13 protein-coding genes and 2 tRNA genes are annotated in these 16,048 nt (G+C 63.8%); 7 read left to right on the top strand and 8 right to left on the bottom strand.

What is annotated here, in order from left to right:
* Positions 1–5 precede the first annotated feature (5 nt).
* Entirely contained in the window at positions 6–1,082 is a 1,077-nt protein-coding gene (locus FJ039_04755) for an amidohydrolase (GenBank protein ID MBM4405481.1), read from the top strand.
* Between the two features lie 202 nt (positions 1,083–1,284).
* Here FJ039_04755 and FJ039_04750 read toward each other — a convergent pair.
* From FJ039_04750 to FJ039_04715, 8 genes are all read right to left on the bottom strand, one after another.
* Positions 1,285–1,360, bottom strand: a tRNA-Arg gene (locus FJ039_04750).
* Between the two features lie 11 nt (positions 1,361–1,371).
* Positions 1,372–1,447, bottom strand: a tRNA-His gene (locus FJ039_04745).
* A gap of 120 nt (positions 1,448–1,567) precedes the next feature.
* Complete coding sequence (locus tag FJ039_04740) at positions 1,568–1,879, bottom strand: transcriptional regulator (GenBank protein ID MBM4405480.1); 312 nt, start codon at positions 1,877–1,879, stop codon at positions 1,568–1,570.
* A 293-nt stretch (positions 1,880–2,172) separates the two neighbouring features.
* Positions 2,173–3,675, bottom strand: a complete 1,503-nt coding sequence (locus FJ039_04735; GenBank protein MBM4405479.1) for a leucyl aminopeptidase — start codon at positions 3,673–3,675, stop codon at positions 2,173–2,175.
* A 3-nt stretch (positions 3,676–3,678) separates the two neighbouring features.
* Complete coding sequence (locus FJ039_04730; protein MBM4405478.1) at positions 3,679–4,287, bottom strand: ATP-binding protein; 609 nt, start codon at positions 4,285–4,287, stop codon at positions 3,679–3,681.
* Between the two features lie 68 nt (positions 4,288–4,355).
* The gene (locus FJ039_04725; protein MBM4405477.1) at positions 4,356–5,213 is read right to left on the bottom strand and encodes an AAC(3) family N-acetyltransferase; all 858 of its coding nucleotides are present in this window, start codon (positions 5,211–5,213) and stop codon (positions 4,356–4,358) included.
* A gap of 133 nt (positions 5,214–5,346) precedes the next feature.
* Entirely contained in the window at positions 5,347–6,348 is a 1,002-nt protein-coding gene (locus FJ039_04720; GenBank protein ID MBM4405476.1) for a hypothetical protein, read from the bottom strand.
* A 15-nt stretch (positions 6,349–6,363) separates the two neighbouring features.
* Positions 6,364–6,699 (bottom strand): helix-turn-helix transcriptional regulator, encoded by a 336-nt coding sequence (locus FJ039_04715; GenBank protein ID MBM4405475.1) that lies wholly within the window; start codon positions 6,697–6,699, stop codon positions 6,364–6,366.
* Positions 6,700–7,016: 317 nt separating this feature from the next.
* On the opposite strand from FJ039_04715, the gene FJ039_04710 reads away from it, so the two are divergent.
* The 6 genes from FJ039_04710 to FJ039_04685 form a co-directional block, all read left to right on the top strand.
* Positions 7,017–7,673 (top strand): hypothetical protein, encoded by a 657-nt coding sequence (locus FJ039_04710; protein MBM4405474.1) that lies wholly within the window; start codon positions 7,017–7,019, stop codon positions 7,671–7,673.
* A 31-nt stretch (positions 7,674–7,704) separates the two neighbouring features.
* On the top strand, positions 7,705–10,011 hold the full coding sequence (locus FJ039_04705; GenBank protein MBM4405473.1) for a hypothetical protein: 2,307 nt from the start codon (positions 7,705–7,707) through the stop codon (positions 10,009–10,011).
* 22 nt (positions 10,012–10,033) lie between these two features.
* On the top strand, positions 10,034–12,502 hold the full coding sequence (locus FJ039_04700) for a hypothetical protein (GenBank protein MBM4405472.1): 2,469 nt from the start codon (positions 10,034–10,036) through the stop codon (positions 12,500–12,502).
* A 100-nt stretch (positions 12,503–12,602) separates the two neighbouring features.
* Complete coding sequence (locus tag FJ039_04695; protein MBM4405471.1) at positions 12,603–13,655, top strand: ABC transporter permease; 1,053 nt, start codon at positions 12,603–12,605, stop codon at positions 13,653–13,655.
* The gene (locus FJ039_04690; protein MBM4405470.1) at positions 13,652–15,085 is read left to right on the top strand and encodes an ABC transporter permease; all 1,434 of its coding nucleotides are present in this window, start codon (positions 13,652–13,654) and stop codon (positions 15,083–15,085) included. Before FJ039_04695 ends, FJ039_04690 begins: the two co-directional genes overlap by 4 nt.
* Before the next feature lie 72 nt (positions 15,086–15,157).
* Positions 15,158–16,048, top strand: an 891-nt coding sequence (locus tag FJ039_04685) for an ABC transporter ATP-binding protein (protein ID MBM4405469.1), incomplete at its 3' end; no start/stop codon positions are given.

Genomic DNA, 16,048 nt, shown 5'->3' with positions numbered 1-16,048 from the left:
CGCCCATGGCCTCCAAGGCGATCTCTGCCGACTCGCATATCATCGAGCCGCCGGACCTGTGGGTCACTCGCCTTGACGCGAGATTCCAGGAGCGCGCCCCTCGCGTGGTCCGCTCGCCTGAGACTGACCGGTGGGTCTGTGCTGAGGCCGTTCTCCCCGCTATCACTGACCTCGTCGGCGTCAACCGCGACTTCCTCTCCTCCCAGACTGCCGGCCGTTACGGTGTGGATATCCTCCCCGGCGGCTACGACCCCGATGAGCGCCTGAAGGACCTGGAGAAGGATGGCATCTCCGGCGAAGTCCTCTACCCAACGGTGGGACTCCGCCTCTTCATGGTCGCCGATATCGAACTGCAGAAGGCCCTCTTTGCTGCCTATAACGATTGGCTCGCTGGTTTCTGCCAGCGCCACCCTGACCGCTACAAAGGCATCGGGATGATCTCCGTGGATGATATCGAAGGAGCGGTGCGAGAGCTCTACCGTTGCAAGAAGCTCGGGCTCGTCGGCGGGATGATCGGCATGGAGCAGAGCGAATACCAGTTGCCCAAATACGACCCCATCTGGGCCGCCGCTCAAGAGCTCGGGATGCCCATCAACATGCACACCGGCACGGGCCGCGGGCCGCGGAACCGCACCCGCATAGATTTCATCGTCTACGCCGTCCACATCCAGCGCGTCCTCGCGGCGATGGTCTATTCCGGGGTCTTTGACCGCTTCCCCAAGTTAAAAGTGGTTAGCGTCGAAAGTGAAGCGGGGTGGGCCGCCGCATTCCTTGAGCGCCTCGATTACTTCTACCACCTGCACGGCTACAAACGAAAAAAACGCGACATCCTCTGCGACCGCGTGCCCAGCGAGATCCTCCGCGGCAACGTCGGCTACACCTTCATCATGGATCGCGCCGCCGTCGTCGCCCGCGAGATTATCGGCCCGGACTCCCTCATGTGGTCCAGCGATTTTCCACACGGCGGTAGCACCTGGCCCAACTCCCACAACATCATCGCTGAGCACATGGCCCGCACCCCAAGGGCCGATGAGCTCAAGCTCGTCTGGGGCAATGCCGCCCGGCTCTACGGCTTCAAGTAGACGCTGCCTGTGTTACGTCCCCCTTCCACTCACCCGTCCTCAGCCTCCGCTTCGGCCGGACACTCCGCCGATCTGTGCGAATCTGTCCCTTCCGAGGGACTCCGGTGCCGCACCGGAGTGCTCTAGCCGTTGCATTCTGGTCTGCCTGGTACACTGGGCAAACGACTCACAAGCAAAGCCCTCTTGTGAGCCCGTTCATGAGTGGTACGCCCGCAGGGACTTGAACCCTGAACCCTCAGTTCCGAAGACTGATGCTCTATCCGTTGAGCTACGGGCGCAAAAAAGAAAATGGGGTGGGCGATGGGGGTCGAACCCACGATCTCCAGGGCCACAACCTGGCGCCTTGACCACTTGGCCACGCCCACCACACGCACCCGATTATAGCATCCTGCCACTCCTGGAGCAAAGGAGTGCCGAGAAATAGACTGAGGGGGCCTGTGCAGGCCCCCTCAGTCACCAGACTATTCAGTTTGCGGATCGGTCTATTACGCGACGTTGCGCTTCGCCCGCTTGGGCGCGATGACGCCGAGCAGATCGCCAACCATCACATTCTTCTGCGTCTCCTCGCGCATCGGCAGATTCGGGTTCACGCGGTAGACGTTTCGGCGGCCACGGCGGCGGCGCGTGATGTAACCGGAGGCGTCCAGCTCGCCGATAATCTTCAGCGCCGTCCGCTCCGTGATGCCGATCGCGATCGCCGTCTCGCGGGCCGTCGTCTGCGGGTGCTGCGTGATCCAGCTCAGCACCAGCGCGTGGTTGGTCAGGAACTTCCAGTCGGATTCGGGGATGCGTGCCATAGTCCTCCACCTTCCAAAAGACAAAGATAGGGTAGGCGCGATTCGGTACTTCGGTAACAGGGATTCTAACACCGGCAATCGTTTACACGCAAGCGATTTCAGCTATTTCGTTGCATGTTTATATCGAGAAATAGACACGGTTTAGAACCAGCAGTGGCCCTTGGGGAATAGGTCCAGAAGAGTCGCGATTCTGTTAGAACAGAAGTGCTTATGTAAGGCCAGTCCCGGCCTTTATGTCTAAACCATCTTGACCGTAAACGATTGTGCACAACCTGTGCAAAAAATCGCGTCGCCTACTTCGCCGAAGCCAGAACGAACTGGACCAACGTCCGCACAGGCACCCCTGTGGAGCCCTTGATGATGTAGCCCTTCGTCGAATCCGTCCGTCCCGTCCCCGCGATGTCCAGGTGCACCCACGGCGTCTTCCCCGCGAACTCCGCCAGGAAGAGCGCCGCCGTGATGGAGCCCGCGCCCGCGCCGCCGCTGTTCTTAATATCGGCCACGTCGCTCTTGTTCTGCTCTTTGTACTCATCGTGCATCGGCAACTGCCAGGCCTTTTCGCCTGCCGTCGCGGCGGCCTTCAGCACCCTATCGCACACCGCTTGGTCGTTCGTGAAGACGCCTGTGGTGATGCCGCCGAACGTCGTCTTGATCGCCCCCGTCAGCGTCGCCACGTCAATCATCGGTGCCAGGCCGATCTGGTTGCCGTAGCTCAGCGCATCGGCCAGCAAAAGCCGTCCTTCGGCATCTGTGTTGTCCACCTCCACCGTCTTCCCGTTCATCACCGTCAGCACATCGCCCGGCTTCTGCGCCGTGCCCGATGGCATGTTCTCCGCGCAGGGGGCGAGCGCCGTCACATTCACCTTCGGCTTCAGCAGCGCGATGGCCCGTATCGCCCCGATCACCGTCGCCGCGCCCGACATATCGGTCTTCATCCACCCCATGCCATCGGCGGGCTTGAGCGAGATGCCTCCCGTATCAAAGCTGACGCCCTTGCCTACAAGCCCGATGACTCTTTTCGGGTTCGCCCTGTCTCCTGTGTACCGGAGGACGATGAATTTGGGCGGCTGCGCGCTTCCTTTGGAAACGCCCAGGATCGCGCCCATGCCCATCTTCTCCATCTCTTTTTGATCGAAGATGGTGATGGCCAGCCCCGTCTCCTTCGCCACCTTCTGCGCCTGGGCCGCGATGTCCGTGGGCGTCATCATGTTGGCGGGCATGTTTGCCATATCGCGCGCAAGGCAGACACTCTCCGCAATCGCCTTCCCGGCCTCGATCCCCCTCTTGATGGCGGCGATTTTCGCCTTATCGCCCTCCACGATCTCGATGGCCTGTACCTGTGGGCTATCGTTCGCCGCCTTCCCGAGCTTCTTGAATGTGTAGAGGCCCAGAGTCGCCCCTTCCGCGATAGCCTGGGCGCACGCCTCCGCATCCAGCCCGGCGATCCCTCCGCCGTGCAGGATAGTGGCGAACCGCTTGACGCCCATGCCGCGTATCGCTCGAGCGGCCTCTGCCATGCCTCGACGGATGATGTCCCTCGTGAACTCCTCGCGCTTCCCCAGGCCAAGGACCATCACCCGGCTGGCGGGGATCTGTCCAAAAACGTGCACCGTAGTCATCTCGCCGCGCTTGCCCTTTATCTCCCCCGATTCGATGAGTTTTGAAATCGCCCCGCCCAATGCCCGGTCAACAGCCCCGGTTGCGCCGCCGGGTTGCTTCACACCCTCAAAAAGGTTGATCAGCAGCGCATCGCTCTTGACCTTGGTGACATCTTGGATGGTTACGGTGATCTCCACGGGCTATTTCCTCTCTTCAGCGCTCATCTTTTGTTTGACGGCGGCGACGACTTTCTCGATGGCCGCATCCGTCTCCTTCGCGGTGTTGATGCTCATGTGCGGCCTGCCGATGCGCTCTACATCGCGTCGCATGCGCACATAGACCTTCCAGTCAGCCACCGCCTGGGACTTGATGCCCGGCTTCTTGAGCCGCCGCTCCAGCCGCTCCCGCACGATGGCCTGCGGCGCGTCCACATGCACGATGTGCAGGTCAGCCTTGCACGCCTCTGCGATGTCATAGACTTGCTGGCGGTGCCGCTCCAGCCGGTTCGTCGCGTCAAAGACGATAGGGACACCCTTCTTCAGCAAGCGCTCCATCACCAGGTAGCAGACCTGGAAGACGTAGCTGCTCTCAACGTCCGTGAAGGCTGGCGCGGCGAAGAGTTTACGGCGGATATCGTCCGATTCGATGATGGTTGCCGAAAGCCGCTCGGCGAGCTTCTTTGCCTGGGTGGATTTGCCTGTGCCGGGTAGCCCGCTCAACATCAACAGGAACGGGCGCGCGATGGCGGGACTGTGGGTAAGCGCGCGTTCGATGCGGTCAACATCGGCGCTGAGGGTTGCGTCTAACATGCGGCGACATTATACCAACGGAGGAACAGGGATGGCTGGAGACCGCACCCCGCATTTGTGCCCAAGCGTTAGTCTATGGCGCGGCTCACTTCTTTCGGACGTTCGCGCAGGCCGTCGGCGGCGTGTGGGTCGGCCGCTACCGCCTTCATGATAGGCAGCGCGAACTCCATCAGCTCCCGCGCTGGGAAGAGGTAGGCCTGCGCCTCGCCGATGGATCCGCCGTAGTTCCCCTTCTGCGCCATATAGGAATCCGCCAGCTTGGCGAAGAAGCGCGGCGGCCAGTTGGGGTGGGCCCCCGCATCTGCCGTATCGTACTCCGCCATCTCGCGCCAGACCCGCCTGCCGCCATCCTTGACCGGCACACGATAGCGGGCGATGCGCTTCCCAGGCACGTCCAGGATATGCTCCACATAGTGGAGGAATGTGGAATTATCGTGGTCACAGCCCAGCAGGAGGATCTTGCCGTCGAGCTCCAGGAATCGCTCAAGCGCCGATCCCTTGCCGAAGGCGAAGTCCCACGGCTGCGGCAAACGGAGATGGGTGGAGTGCCTGCCCCAAAAGACGAAGCGCACAACGTGGTCGTTCACGGTGGAGCCGGGATAAGTGCGGAAGAGCTCCACCATCGCGCCGTTCTCCGGAGCGGAACGCGCAGATTGCGCCTCAAAGGCCGGGAGGGTCTCCAGAAGATCCCGCTCCAGCGCTGCGCTCAATCTCCCGCGGCCCACCTCGTCGTAGTAGCGGGGGCAGCTGGCGTACATCATCAGCGTGCCCTCCGGCGTGAGGGCGTCCTTGAGCGCCAGGTGGATCTGATCGGGCCCTCCGGTGATCTCCCCGATGGCCCGCACGGAGGCATGAAGCATCACAACATCGCCGGGCTGAACACCGAGCGCGAGGAAATCTCTAGTCAGTGCTTCCCTGGAGTGCATCAGGCCCTCGCCAGGGAAGTGGAGGTGTGGCGGCGTCTCAACCGTTTTCTACGCATACGTGGCAATGATAATGGATTGCAGCCGGGAGTCTATATCCCAAGGCAGGGGAATGTACGGCAAAGAGGGGGAACCTTTACGCATCGGAAAGAATCTGCTCCGCCCAGCGCGCCCGGTTGGACCTATAGCCGCTGCTGCCGCGTCCCACCCGGCGGTCCAGAAGGGCCGGTAGCATCAAGACCACAAGGGCCAGCAGCGCGAAGAGGGCCAGTGCCCAGAACTCGGACTTGCCGGGCGTGTTATAGGCCGCCACGATGAAGCTCGGGGGCGTCACCAGGATCAGCGCACCGATCTTCACCGGCCGCTGCTGGATACGCACAAAGAGCACCGGGAGGGCCGCCAGCACCAGGAAGACCAAGGCCACCACCAGGTCGGCCTCCGGGTTGAAGGCCGTGCGGTTGTAGGCCAGGGCGCTCCCTTCGAACTGTAGCGAAAGCATCCAGCGCGTCAGGATGGGGAATGGCAGCAGCATCAGCGATGCCATCAGCCAGTCAAACCTGATGACTTTGATCATGACGGAGATCAGCATCCACAGGCTGAAGGGAATGTAGATGAGCAGGCCGAGGAGCGCCCAGCCCGGCACCTTGGCCGGGTCGCCGTTCAGGTAGGCGTTCCCGTCCTTCCACACGGCCCCTATCGCGATGATGCCGGTGACCATCGGGATCAGCAGGGCGAACCCAGCCCAGGGGTACATCCACTGCGGCTTCCCGCGCCACCAGCCGATGAGCGTCATCACCACGCTTACGGAGAGGAAGACGCACACCCAAGGCAACGACTGCCATGCGTGAAGCGCGAAGAGGAGAAAGATTCCCGCGTATGGCGCCGCGGCAAGGAGGGCATTCCCCCAGGAGCGGTCCGAATGGACGTGGCTCAACTCTTGGGCAACCGCTACCGGCGTCCCGAACTTGCTCGTCGCCTCCGCCACGGCCAGGTCCCGGCTGCGCCCGGCCTCTTCAAGATCACGCACCCGGTCCTCCAGGTGCGTGTACATCTCGCGGATTACCTGCCGCTCCCGTAGCGGGTTGAGGCGCAGATGCAGGCTCAGGTCTTCCAGATAGCGCACGAGTTCGGGAACCATGGGTTCCTGCGCCTCTTAGATGCCGCTCGGAACAAGTACCTGGGATACGGCTTTGGAGAACCCGCGCCACTGGGTCAGGCGGGCTTGCAGGGCGGCGTGTCCGGCATCGGTGATCGAATAGTAGCGCCGGTCCTTCCCCACGGGCGAAGGCTGCCACTTCCCTGCGATGAGCCCGTCCTTCTCAAGGCGGTGCAGCGCCGGGTAGAGCGTCCCCTCTCGGAACTGGAAATAGCCCTGGCTTCGGCGCTCCAGCTCCTTCACCAACTGATAGCCGTACATCGCCTGTTCCGTCAGTAGCGCCAGCAACAGCGAGTCCGTGCTGCCTTTGAGTAGCTCGCGGTCATTATCCATAGGTTGGCTTAGCCTCCGGTGACATGCACCCTGTGAGCACCGTGTCCGATACGATAAAGAACAACGGCTGCATATGTCAAGGATTTCGCCGCCGCTCCTAATCCTTTCCCAAGAATCTTGGGCTATACAGTGTGCCAACTGTCTTTTGGGAGAGCCAAAGCCTTGATGCCTTCGTTTACTTACCTAGCAAACCGGGTGCCGCCTCTTGTCACTGGCTGGCGCCCCCAGTTATAGTGAGCCTCCTTGAAAGGCAAGGCCCTAGCCCACCTGTGAGCCAAACCGTTCAGTCTCGCTCAAGAGCCAAGCTCATTGTCCCAATGGTCGCCCTTGCGGCGGCAGTAGGCGCAGGCATCGTCATCGGCTTCGTCGTCGAGCGCAACAACGCCAACGCCGCCGAGGCCGCGCGCCGTGAGCAGGCCGCCAAACTCGGCCAGGTCCAGGCCGACCTGGCCCGCGCCCAGGCCCGCGCGAGCGAGCTCGCCCGCGGCAACGAGCAGACCACCATCCAGCTGAACAAGCTTCGCGAAGAAGTCGCCGCCCTCCAGTCCAGGCTTGACTCCAGGACCAAGGAGTTCGCAAACCTCGATCTCCAGGTCAAAAAGCTCGCTGAATCCACCGAGAGGGTCGCCAGTCTCGGCGCCTTCAAGAACGCCCTGGATGCCGATCGAGTCCTTCTCCTTGAGCGCCGCAAGGGCGTTCCGGATGAGCGCCCGGATGCGATAGCCCAGTGGAACCTCATCAAATCGGTTGCAGGCCGCTCAGACGCCTCTCTCGTGGCAAAGGTTGACCGGGTCACCCGCGCCCTGCCCGCCTATTACGATTGGGTAGAGACCGATTTCACCTCCGCCCTAGAAGCCCAGTTGAGCTTCCTCCTCACCGGCGCCAACAACTTCGAGTCCGCCATCACCGACTTCTGGAGCTCGTTCCTGCTCATCGCCAGTAACCGCCTCGAACAGATCGCCCGCCTGGGGTGACACTACGCCGCGCAGCACAGTAGGGAGGCCCATGCCAACGCTTAACACCAACCCCAAGAGGACGTCCAGCATGCGCGTGGCATCCATCACGGCCATCGTCATCCTGCTCGCAAGCTCCTTGGCCGTCTTCCTTATCCCTGCGCCCGCCGCCGCCGAAAGCGAAGGCGGCGAGGTTGAGGTAACGAACCTCCTCAGCAACATGCGTAAAGACTTCGCCGGTCGCTCCCTCTCCAGCGCCATGTGGCTCCGCATGTCCGGCCAAGACCCTCGCGGCCCCCTAGGCGATCAAGGCCGAGAGAAAGACCGCCCCTCCTTCAGCTCCGTCCAAGGCGCCCCTGCCGCGCAGGCGGGCGGCGTCCTAGTCCCCTTCCGCGACCCGGCTCCCGCCTTCAGCCGCAATCTCCTCATCACCCGCGATTTCAGCAACTCGCCGCTCCAGAACGAGCCCCACATCGCCGTGAACCCCAAGGACCCCAACCACCTCGTCGTCGGCACCATAGACTACAACTTTCCCTCCGTCTCCTCCTATATCAGCTTCGATGCGGGCGAAACATGGGAAGGCCCCTACCTGGTCCCCTTTATCCGTGAAGACGAAGGAACCGGCGGTGACCCTGTCCTCGCCTTCGACCGCAATGGCAAGCTCTTCTACGCCTTCATCTCCATCGGCATAGAGGACTTCAACGTCGGCCCCTTCGTCCTTGCTACGGAGGTCTCCAGCATCGGCATCGCCGCCTCCACGGATGGCGGTATCAACTGGGGCGAATCCATCTCCACCGCCCGCAGCGGCATCAGCACGGAGCTGCGCACCGATCGCGATCAGCGCATCCGCGGCAACGTCCGCCTCTCCTTCCTGGATAAACCTTGGATGGCCATCGGCCCCAGCAAGGCGGACCCCTCCAAAGACTCCATCGTCATCACCTTCACCACGTTCACCATCATCGGGCGTGTCGTCTATATTGATGAGGTGCCGGACATCGCGGTGGAAGAGGTGCAGAGCGTCATCCAACTGGTGCGTTCGGAGGATGGCGGTCGCACCTGGTCCGCGCCGCTCAACGTCAGTCCCGTGGTGCGCGATATCGCGGGCGATAGGCCCACTCCCGGCGTCGCCGGAGAGACCACCCAGCTGAAGCGCGTGGTGCAGGGCCCCGTCCCCGGCATCGGACCCGATGGCACCGTCTACGTCGCTTGGTTCGATAGCACGAACGATGAGTCCCAGAAAGGCGCGGGCGAGATCTACATCACTCGCTCGGATGATGGCGGCCGCCGCTTCACCAACCCCATCCGCGCCTCCATCTTCCGCGAGATCGGCTTCGCCCCCAGGCGCGCCTTCTTCCGCTACTGGGCCTCCATCTTTCCCAAGATGGCCATCGGCAAGAACGGCGAAGTCTACCTCGCCTACACTGCCCTCAACCCGAACAAGCCGGGTGACGATGGCGACCTCTACTTCATCCGCTCCACCAACAAGGGCGATACCTGGTCCCAGCCCGTCACCTTGGGCGGCGATATCGGCATCGGCACCCAGTTCTTCCCGGCCATCGCCACAGACCCCAACGGCGTCATCCACGTCATGTGGGGAGATACGCGGGATGACCGCATCGGCCTGCGCTACCACATCTATTACACCCGCTCGGAGGATGGCGGCCGCACCTGGGGCTTTGAGTCCCGCGAGCTGAACATCCGCAGGGAAGACACCCGCGTCACGGACTTCGCCTCCAACCCCAACAAAGGCTTCCCCAAAGGCCGCTTCATCGGTGATTACTTCGCCATCGCCGCCACGGATAAGGACGCCTACCTCGTCTGGTCGGACCAGCGCCTCGGCGAGTTCGGCGGCGTCAACCAGAAGATCGGCTTCGCCCGCCGCAAGTCCATCCCCTCGCCGGAGGTCTTCATCAGCCCGCCTGCAGGCCCCGGCGGCCAGGAGATCACCATCCAGGGCTTCAACCTCCAGCCCGATCTCCTTGTCTTCGTTCAGGTCGGCGGCGTCACGGTCCAAACGGAGCGCACCAACGCCGATGGCCGCTTCACCGCCCGCGCCTTCATGCCCGTCTCCGGCCAGGGCGCACAGACCATCCGCATCGTGGACGATTCCGGCAACGTCGCCGCCACCTCCTACTTCACCGAGTTCGGCTTCGGCGATATCCGCACCCAGCAGCAGTCCATCGCCAAACAGATCACCGATCTCTCCACAGGCGGAGTCTCTTCCGGCGGCGCCGTCTCCCAAGGCGGCGGTTCCGAAGGCACCCCCTGGTGGGTTATCCTAGTCGCCACCTTCTCGGGGTCCCTCATTGCCGCCGTCGTCGGCTCCTGGGTGACCCTGCGGGTGGCCAAACGTTCCTAGCACAGGAGGGCGCACCATGAAGATGCTCACCATCAGCAAAGGCCTCGCGCTCGCGATCGCCCTCATCCTCGTCGTCTCCGCCTGCTCCAGCGGCGGCGGTGACGGCGAAAAGGCCACCCCCACCACAGGCGGCGCGCAGCCCACCAGAACCTCGCCCACGTCGCAGCCCGCGGCCTACAAGGCCCCCCACAACAAGCCCGGCCCTGCGGCGGAAAAGGTCTTCTTCAAGTCCTTCGCCGTCGAGCGCGCGCCTCTGGACTTCCAAGCGGGACAGATGGACTTCTACCTCTTCAGCCTCAAGACGGACGGCGCGCGCGCCCTGCGCAGCGCCTCCGGCGTTCGCCTGGAGGAGGCGCCCTCCACCACCGTCTCCATCGTCATGAATCCAGCGCCCGCTCCTGGAAACCAGCTCAACCCCTTCTCCATCAAGGGCGTCCGCCAGGCCGTCCAGTACCTCATAGACCGCAACTTCATCGCCAACGATATCTACCAGGGCCAGGCCCAACCCATGCTCACGCACCTGAGCCCCACGGACTTCGATTACGCCACCATCTTTGAGACCGTCAAAGCCTCCGACTACCGCTACGACCCCGATCTCGCCAAGCGCATGATCGAGCGCGAGATGCGCCAGGCCGGCGCCGAGCTCGTCGGCGGCAAGTGGTCCTTCCGCGGCCAGCCTATCCGCATCAAGTTCATCATCCGCGTGGAAGATGAGCGCCGCCAGGTGGGCGACCAGATCCGCGCCAAGCTGGAAGAGGTCGGCTTCACCGTCTCCCCCAGCTACCAGCAATTCGCCCCCGCCGTCCAGGCCGTCTACTCCTCCGATCCCGTCGCCTTTGAATGGCACCTCTACACGGAAGGCTGGAGCCGCGGCGCTCCTCAGCGGTATGACTACGCATCCATCAATAACTTCGCCGCTCCCTGGCAGGGCAACATGCCCGGCTGGCGCGAAGCCGGCTTCTGGCAGTACGAGAATCGGGAGCTGGACGATATCGGCCAGAGCCTCTTCACCGGCAAGTTCACCTCTGCCGATGAGCGCAACGATATCTACCGCCGCATGACGCGCATCGCCCTTGATGAGTCCGTCCGCGCCTGGGTCGTCACCGTCAATAACAGCTTCCCCCTTAACGATAAGATTCAAGGCATCACGGAAGATATCGTCGCCGGGCCCAAGGGCGGCCAGAGCATCCGCGAAGCCTACATCCCCGGCAAGGACGAGCTGACCCTCGGCAGTCTGTGGGTCTGGACCGAGCGCACCACATGGAACCCCGTCGGCGGCTTCGGCGACCTCTACAGCGCCGACATCTGGCGCAACATCGCCGACCCCACCCTCATCAACGACCCCTTCACCGGCCAGCCCACCGCCTTCCGCGCCTCCTTCAACGTGGAGACCGCAGGCCCCTCCGGCAAGCTCGCCGTCCCGGCCGATGCCGTGAAATGGAACGCGTCCGCGAATCGTTGGGAGCCTTTGGGCGGCGGCGGCCAGGCCACCAGCAAGGTCGTCTACGACTATTCCAAGTTCTTCAGCTCCAAGTGGCACAACGGCCAGCAGATCACCATGGCCGACCTCATGTACTCCATCGCCCAGGGCTTTGAGCTCGCCTACGACCCGGACAAGGCCCGCATCGAATTCGCCCTCGGCGCCACTTCGCGACCCTACCTGGACACCTTCCGCGGCTTCCGCATCCTGGACGGCAACCGCATCGAGGTCTACGTGGACTTCTGGCACTTCGACCAGGCCCAGATCGGCTCCTACGCCGTGCCCTCGGGCCTTGCCATGCCCTGGGAGCTCCTCTACGCCATGGACGAGCTCGTCTTCACCCAGCGCCGCGCCGCCTATAGCGATACCGCCTCCGCGCGCTTCAACGTCCCGTGGATCAGCCTCGCCATCCGCCGCGATGCAGGCCTTGTGGAGCGCGCCCTCCGCGAGATCCAGTCCCGCGGCTCCGCGCCCCTGCCTGAGGGCGTCTTCACCATCGGCGGCCGCTCCCTCGTCAGCCCCCAAGAGGCCGCCGCGCGCCTCCAGGCGGACATCGATTGGTACGCCAAGTACGGCCACCTGGTCATCGGCAACGGCCCCTTCTTCCTGAACCGCTACGACCCGCCTGCCCAGTTCGCCGAGCTCAACGCCTTCCGCGATCCCACCTACCCCTTCAAGCCCGGCGATTGGTATCGCGGGGAGCCGCCGCGCCTGGAAATCCAGCGCGTCTCCCAAGCCAGGATCGGCAAAGGCCGACCGGGCGAAGTGACGGCGGACGTCGTCGGCCCAGGCAAGCTCTCCATGCAATACGTCCTCTTCGATCCGGCCACCAGCAAAGTCGTGAGATCGGGCAACGCCGAGGCCGTAAGCGCCACGCGATTCACTGTGCGCCTGGATGCCGCCACCACAGGAAGCCTGGCCACCGGCGTCTACCAGCTCTCCCTGGCCCTCATCAGCGATGACATCGCCAGCCTCAGCGAGCGGCGCGTTAACCTGGAGATAACGTCGTAAGCGGCACGCCCGCGGACAGCCGCACATCCGGTAGCCTTGAACTGGGGAACCCTGTCCCGATACTGGACGGGGTTCCCCAGTTGCGTATCATTGGAGCGCCATGTCCCTTATCAGACCGCTGGCCATACGCGCGCTAACCCTCGTCTTCGTCCTCTTCGCCGTCCTCCTGCTCCTCGTCATCACCCTGGGAGCCACCGGCTTCTCGGATAGGCTCCTCAACGCCGTCGTCAGCGAAGAGGTGCGCGGCCTCCGCCAGAGCCTCTCCCAGACCATCCGCGACCCGGACGAACTGGAGCGCACCATCGAAGTGCGACGCCAAGAGCTGGTGGAGTTCTATGACTTGGACCAGAGATGGGTGCGACGCCTCCCGGATACCGTCTTCCGCGTTGTCAAGCTGGACCTGGGCGAAGCGCGCACTCTCAAGAGCTTCGACGGCAGCCGCCGCGTCTCCGATATCGTCCTCGATCGCTTGCCCAACACGGCCTTGCTCCTCACCACCAGCCTCGTCATTACCGCCGTCATCGGCCTCCTCGTGGGACCGCGGCTCGCCACCCGCGTCGGCAGCAAGGCCGATCGGGCCGTCTCCTATTTCTCCGCCGTCTCCTTCGCCATGCCCACCTGGTGGGTCGGCATCCTCCTCATCCTTATCTTTGCCTTCAAGCTGAACCTTCTCCCCTCCGGCGGCATGTACAGCACGCCGCCGCCTGCCGATGGCTTCCCCCGGTTCCTGGACCTGGTGAAACATGCCGTCCTGCCTGTCCTTACCCTGGTGCTCGTCAGCGTCGGCCCCTATATCTACGGCGTCCGCACCCTGACCATGAACGTCGCCCAGGAAGACCACGTCATGCTGGCGCGCGCCAAGGGCCTGCCCGATAGCGTCGTCGAACGCCGGCACATCCTGCGTGTCGCCGCGCCGCCCATCGTCACCGGCCTTATCCTTGGCCTCGCAGGCTCCCTCAGCGGCTCCATCCTGGTGGAGACCATCTTCAACTGGAACGGCATGGGCCGCCTCTACTTCGAAGCCGTCTCCGGCTCCCCCGATGAGTCCGTCATCGTCGCCCTCACCTTCGTCTTCACCCTCCTCTACGTTGCCGCCCGCTTCATCCTGGAAGTCCTCTACGTCTTCCTGGATCCGCGCGTGAGGTACACATGAGCAGGCGGGAGATGCTTCGCGAGTTCCTGGCCACGTGGCCCGGCAGGATCGGGACGTTTGCCCTCGCCGTTCTGGTCGTCGTCTCCATCGTCGCCATCGCCACCTTCCCTACCGATTTCGGCAAGGCCAAGTGGAGCAACCCCGCCGTCTGGGCCGATAACCCAAAGTCCGCGCCTCCCGCCTGGTCCAACATCTTCACCGGCAACGACCAGCTCCGGCACGAAAAGCTCAAGGCCGAGCGCCCCGGGAAGGTCGAAGCCTCCGATGGCTTGGAGGTGCGGAGCTACGTGATGCCCTACAGCTTCCCCGCGCACAAGCCGCCCAAGTTCCTCTCCGTGTCCATCGGCGGCGTCACCTTCCACGAGCGCCCGCCCACGCTCTCCGTCCATATCCTGCGGCCCGATGGCTCGGAGGCCGCCCTCAACCGCGAAGCCGTGCGCGGCCCCAGGGACGGCGAATCGGCGCCCTATAGCCGCTTCAAGGACGAGCCGCTGCGCGTCGCCCTCACCAGCGAGCCTGCCGCCGTAGACGCCCTCCGCGAGATGTACCTGGACACCTACGGCGCGGACATCCGCTCCAGCGACCTGCGCCAGGTCATGAACCGCGCCCTCTTCGGCAAGCCCTCGGAAAGCAAGCCCGGCGAGATCGCCTTGCTGAAGGGCCGCTACGAGCTCATCGTCAAGGCCACCCTGTATGACGGGCGAGATTCGGTGGACTTCTCCCGCTTCGTCGTCGGCGGCACCACCTTCGGCCTCATGGGCACGGATGGCCAGGGCCGCGATCTCGCCCAGGGCCTCATCTTCGGCCTCCCCGTCGCCCTCATCATCGGCATCATCGCCGCAGTCATGACCACCCTCATCGGCGCGGGGCTCGGCATCCTGGGCGGCTATGTCGGCGGCAAGACGGATATGGTCATCCAGCGCTTCGCCGATATCGTCAACAATGTGCCGCTCCTGCCGCTCCTCATCTTCTTCGTCTTCATCGTCGGCTCCCACCTCTACCTTATCCTCCTCTTCCTCGTCGCCTTCAGCTGGCCCGGCCTCACCATCCTCCTGCGCTCCATGGTCCTCCAGATACGCTCCGGCCAGCTCATCGAGTCCTCCATCGCCATGGGCGCGTCCAAGTGGCGCATCATGTACCGCCACATCTTCCCCCAGATGGCCCCCTTCATCATCTCCCAGCTCATCTTCCTCGTCCCTGCCGCCATCCTCGCCGAAGCGGGCCTCAGCTTCCTCGGCCTCGGCGATCCCTCCATCCCCACCTGGGGCCAGATATTGGAGAACGGCTTCCGCACCGGCGCCGTCTACCTGGCCTACTGGTGGTGGGTCATCCCCCCCGGCGTCCTCATCATCATCACCGCCGTCACCTTCATGCTCATCGCCCTTGGCCTTGAGCCTGTAGTCAACCCCCGCCTGCGAAAGGTCAGATGATGTCCGCCCTCCGCGCACATCCCTGCCTTCTTCCCCCTCGCCTCTCTGGAGAGGGTCGCAAGGGAGAGCTCTATGCCCTTCCTTGACGTCCGCGAGCTCACGCTCCACTACGCCACGCCCAAGGGCCCCGTGCGCGCCGTGGACCGCGTCTCCTTCGCCATCGAGCAAACGGGCGAGGCCGTCGCCGTCGTCGGCGAATCAGGCAGCGGCAAGACCAGCCTCGCCGCCGCCATCATGCGCCTCCTGCCTGCCAACATCGCCGCCTACACAGGCCAGGTCATCCTGGATGGGCGCGACCTTATGCAGCTCGATAAGGAAGCCTTCCGTAAGAGCGTCCGCTGGCGCGAGATCGCCATGGTGCCCCAGGGCGCGCTCAACACCCTGAACCCCGTGATGCGCATCGGCAGGCAGGTCATCGAGCGCCCTCTCCTGGAGAGGCTGATGACCAAGGAGGCGGCCCTGGCGCGCGCCCAGAGCCTTCTGGAGATGGTGGGCTTGCCCAAGGAAGTCCTGGACCGCTATCCCCACGAGCTCAGCGGCGGCATGAAACAGCGCGTCGCCATCGCCATGGCCCTCGTCATGTCCCCCAAGCTCCTCATCCTGGACGAGCCGACCTCGGCCCTTGATGTGAGCGTCCAGGCCCAGGTGATGAACCTCCTCAAGGCCCTCAAGCGCGACCAGGGTCTCACGATGCTCTTCATCACCCACGATATCGCCCTCGCCAGCGACCTCTGCGACCGCATCGTCGTCGCCTATGGCGGCGAGCACGTCGAATCCGGCCCAGCCGATGCGGTCCTCCTGCGGCCCAAGCACCCATACACGGAGCGGCTCATCGCCAGCATCCCGAAATTGAAAGAGGCGGCGCAGCCGGAGTTCCTCCCCGGCGCGCCGCCCGATCTCATCGCTCCGCCTTCAGGCTGTCGCTTCGCCCCGCGCTGCCCTCGCGCCTTCGCCGCCTGCGCC

The organism is Chloroflexota bacterium (assembly GCA_016875535.1).
Taxonomy (GTDB): domain Bacteria; phylum Chloroflexota; class Dehalococcoidia; order SHYB01; family SHYB01; genus VGPF01.
The sequence above is the reverse complement of the archived record's forward strand: the minus strand, read 5'-3'. Positions and strand labels throughout refer to the sequence as shown.

Excerpts from the sequence above, each read along its gene's own strand:
- FJ039_04755 (MBM4405481.1), top strand. The coding sequence starts at position 6 with ATGGCCTCCAAGGCGATCTCTGCCGACTCGCATATCATCGAGCCGCCG.
- FJ039_04740 (MBM4405480.1), bottom strand. The coding sequence starts at position 1,879 with ATGGCACGCATCCCCGAATCCGACTGGAAGTTCCTGACCAACCACGCG.
- FJ039_04730 (MBM4405478.1), bottom strand. The coding sequence starts at position 4,287 with ATGTTAGACGCAACCCTCAGCGCCGATGTTGACCGCATCGAACGCGCG.
- FJ039_04725 (MBM4405477.1), bottom strand. The coding sequence starts at position 5,213 with ATGCACTCCAGGGAAGCACTGACTAGAGATTTCCTCGCGCTCGGTGTT.
- FJ039_04720 (MBM4405476.1), bottom strand. The coding sequence starts at position 6,348 with ATGGTTCCCGAACTCGTGCGCTATCTGGAAGACCTGAGCCTGCATCTG.
- FJ039_04715 (MBM4405475.1), bottom strand. The coding sequence starts at position 6,699 with ATGGATAATGACCGCGAGCTACTCAAAGGCAGCACGGACTCGCTGTTG.
- FJ039_04710 (MBM4405474.1), top strand. The coding sequence starts at position 7,017 with ATGGTCGCCCTTGCGGCGGCAGTAGGCGCAGGCATCGTCATCGGCTTC.
- FJ039_04705 (MBM4405473.1), top strand. The coding sequence starts at position 7,705 with ATGCCAACGCTTAACACCAACCCCAAGAGGACGTCCAGCATGCGCGTG.
- FJ039_04700 (MBM4405472.1), top strand. The coding sequence starts at position 10,034 with ATGCTCACCATCAGCAAAGGCCTCGCGCTCGCGATCGCCCTCATCCTC.
- FJ039_04695 (MBM4405471.1), top strand. The coding sequence starts at position 12,603 with ATGTCCCTTATCAGACCGCTGGCCATACGCGCGCTAACCCTCGTCTTC.
- FJ039_04690 (MBM4405470.1), top strand. The coding sequence starts at position 13,652 with ATGAGCAGGCGGGAGATGCTTCGCGAGTTCCTGGCCACGTGGCCCGGC.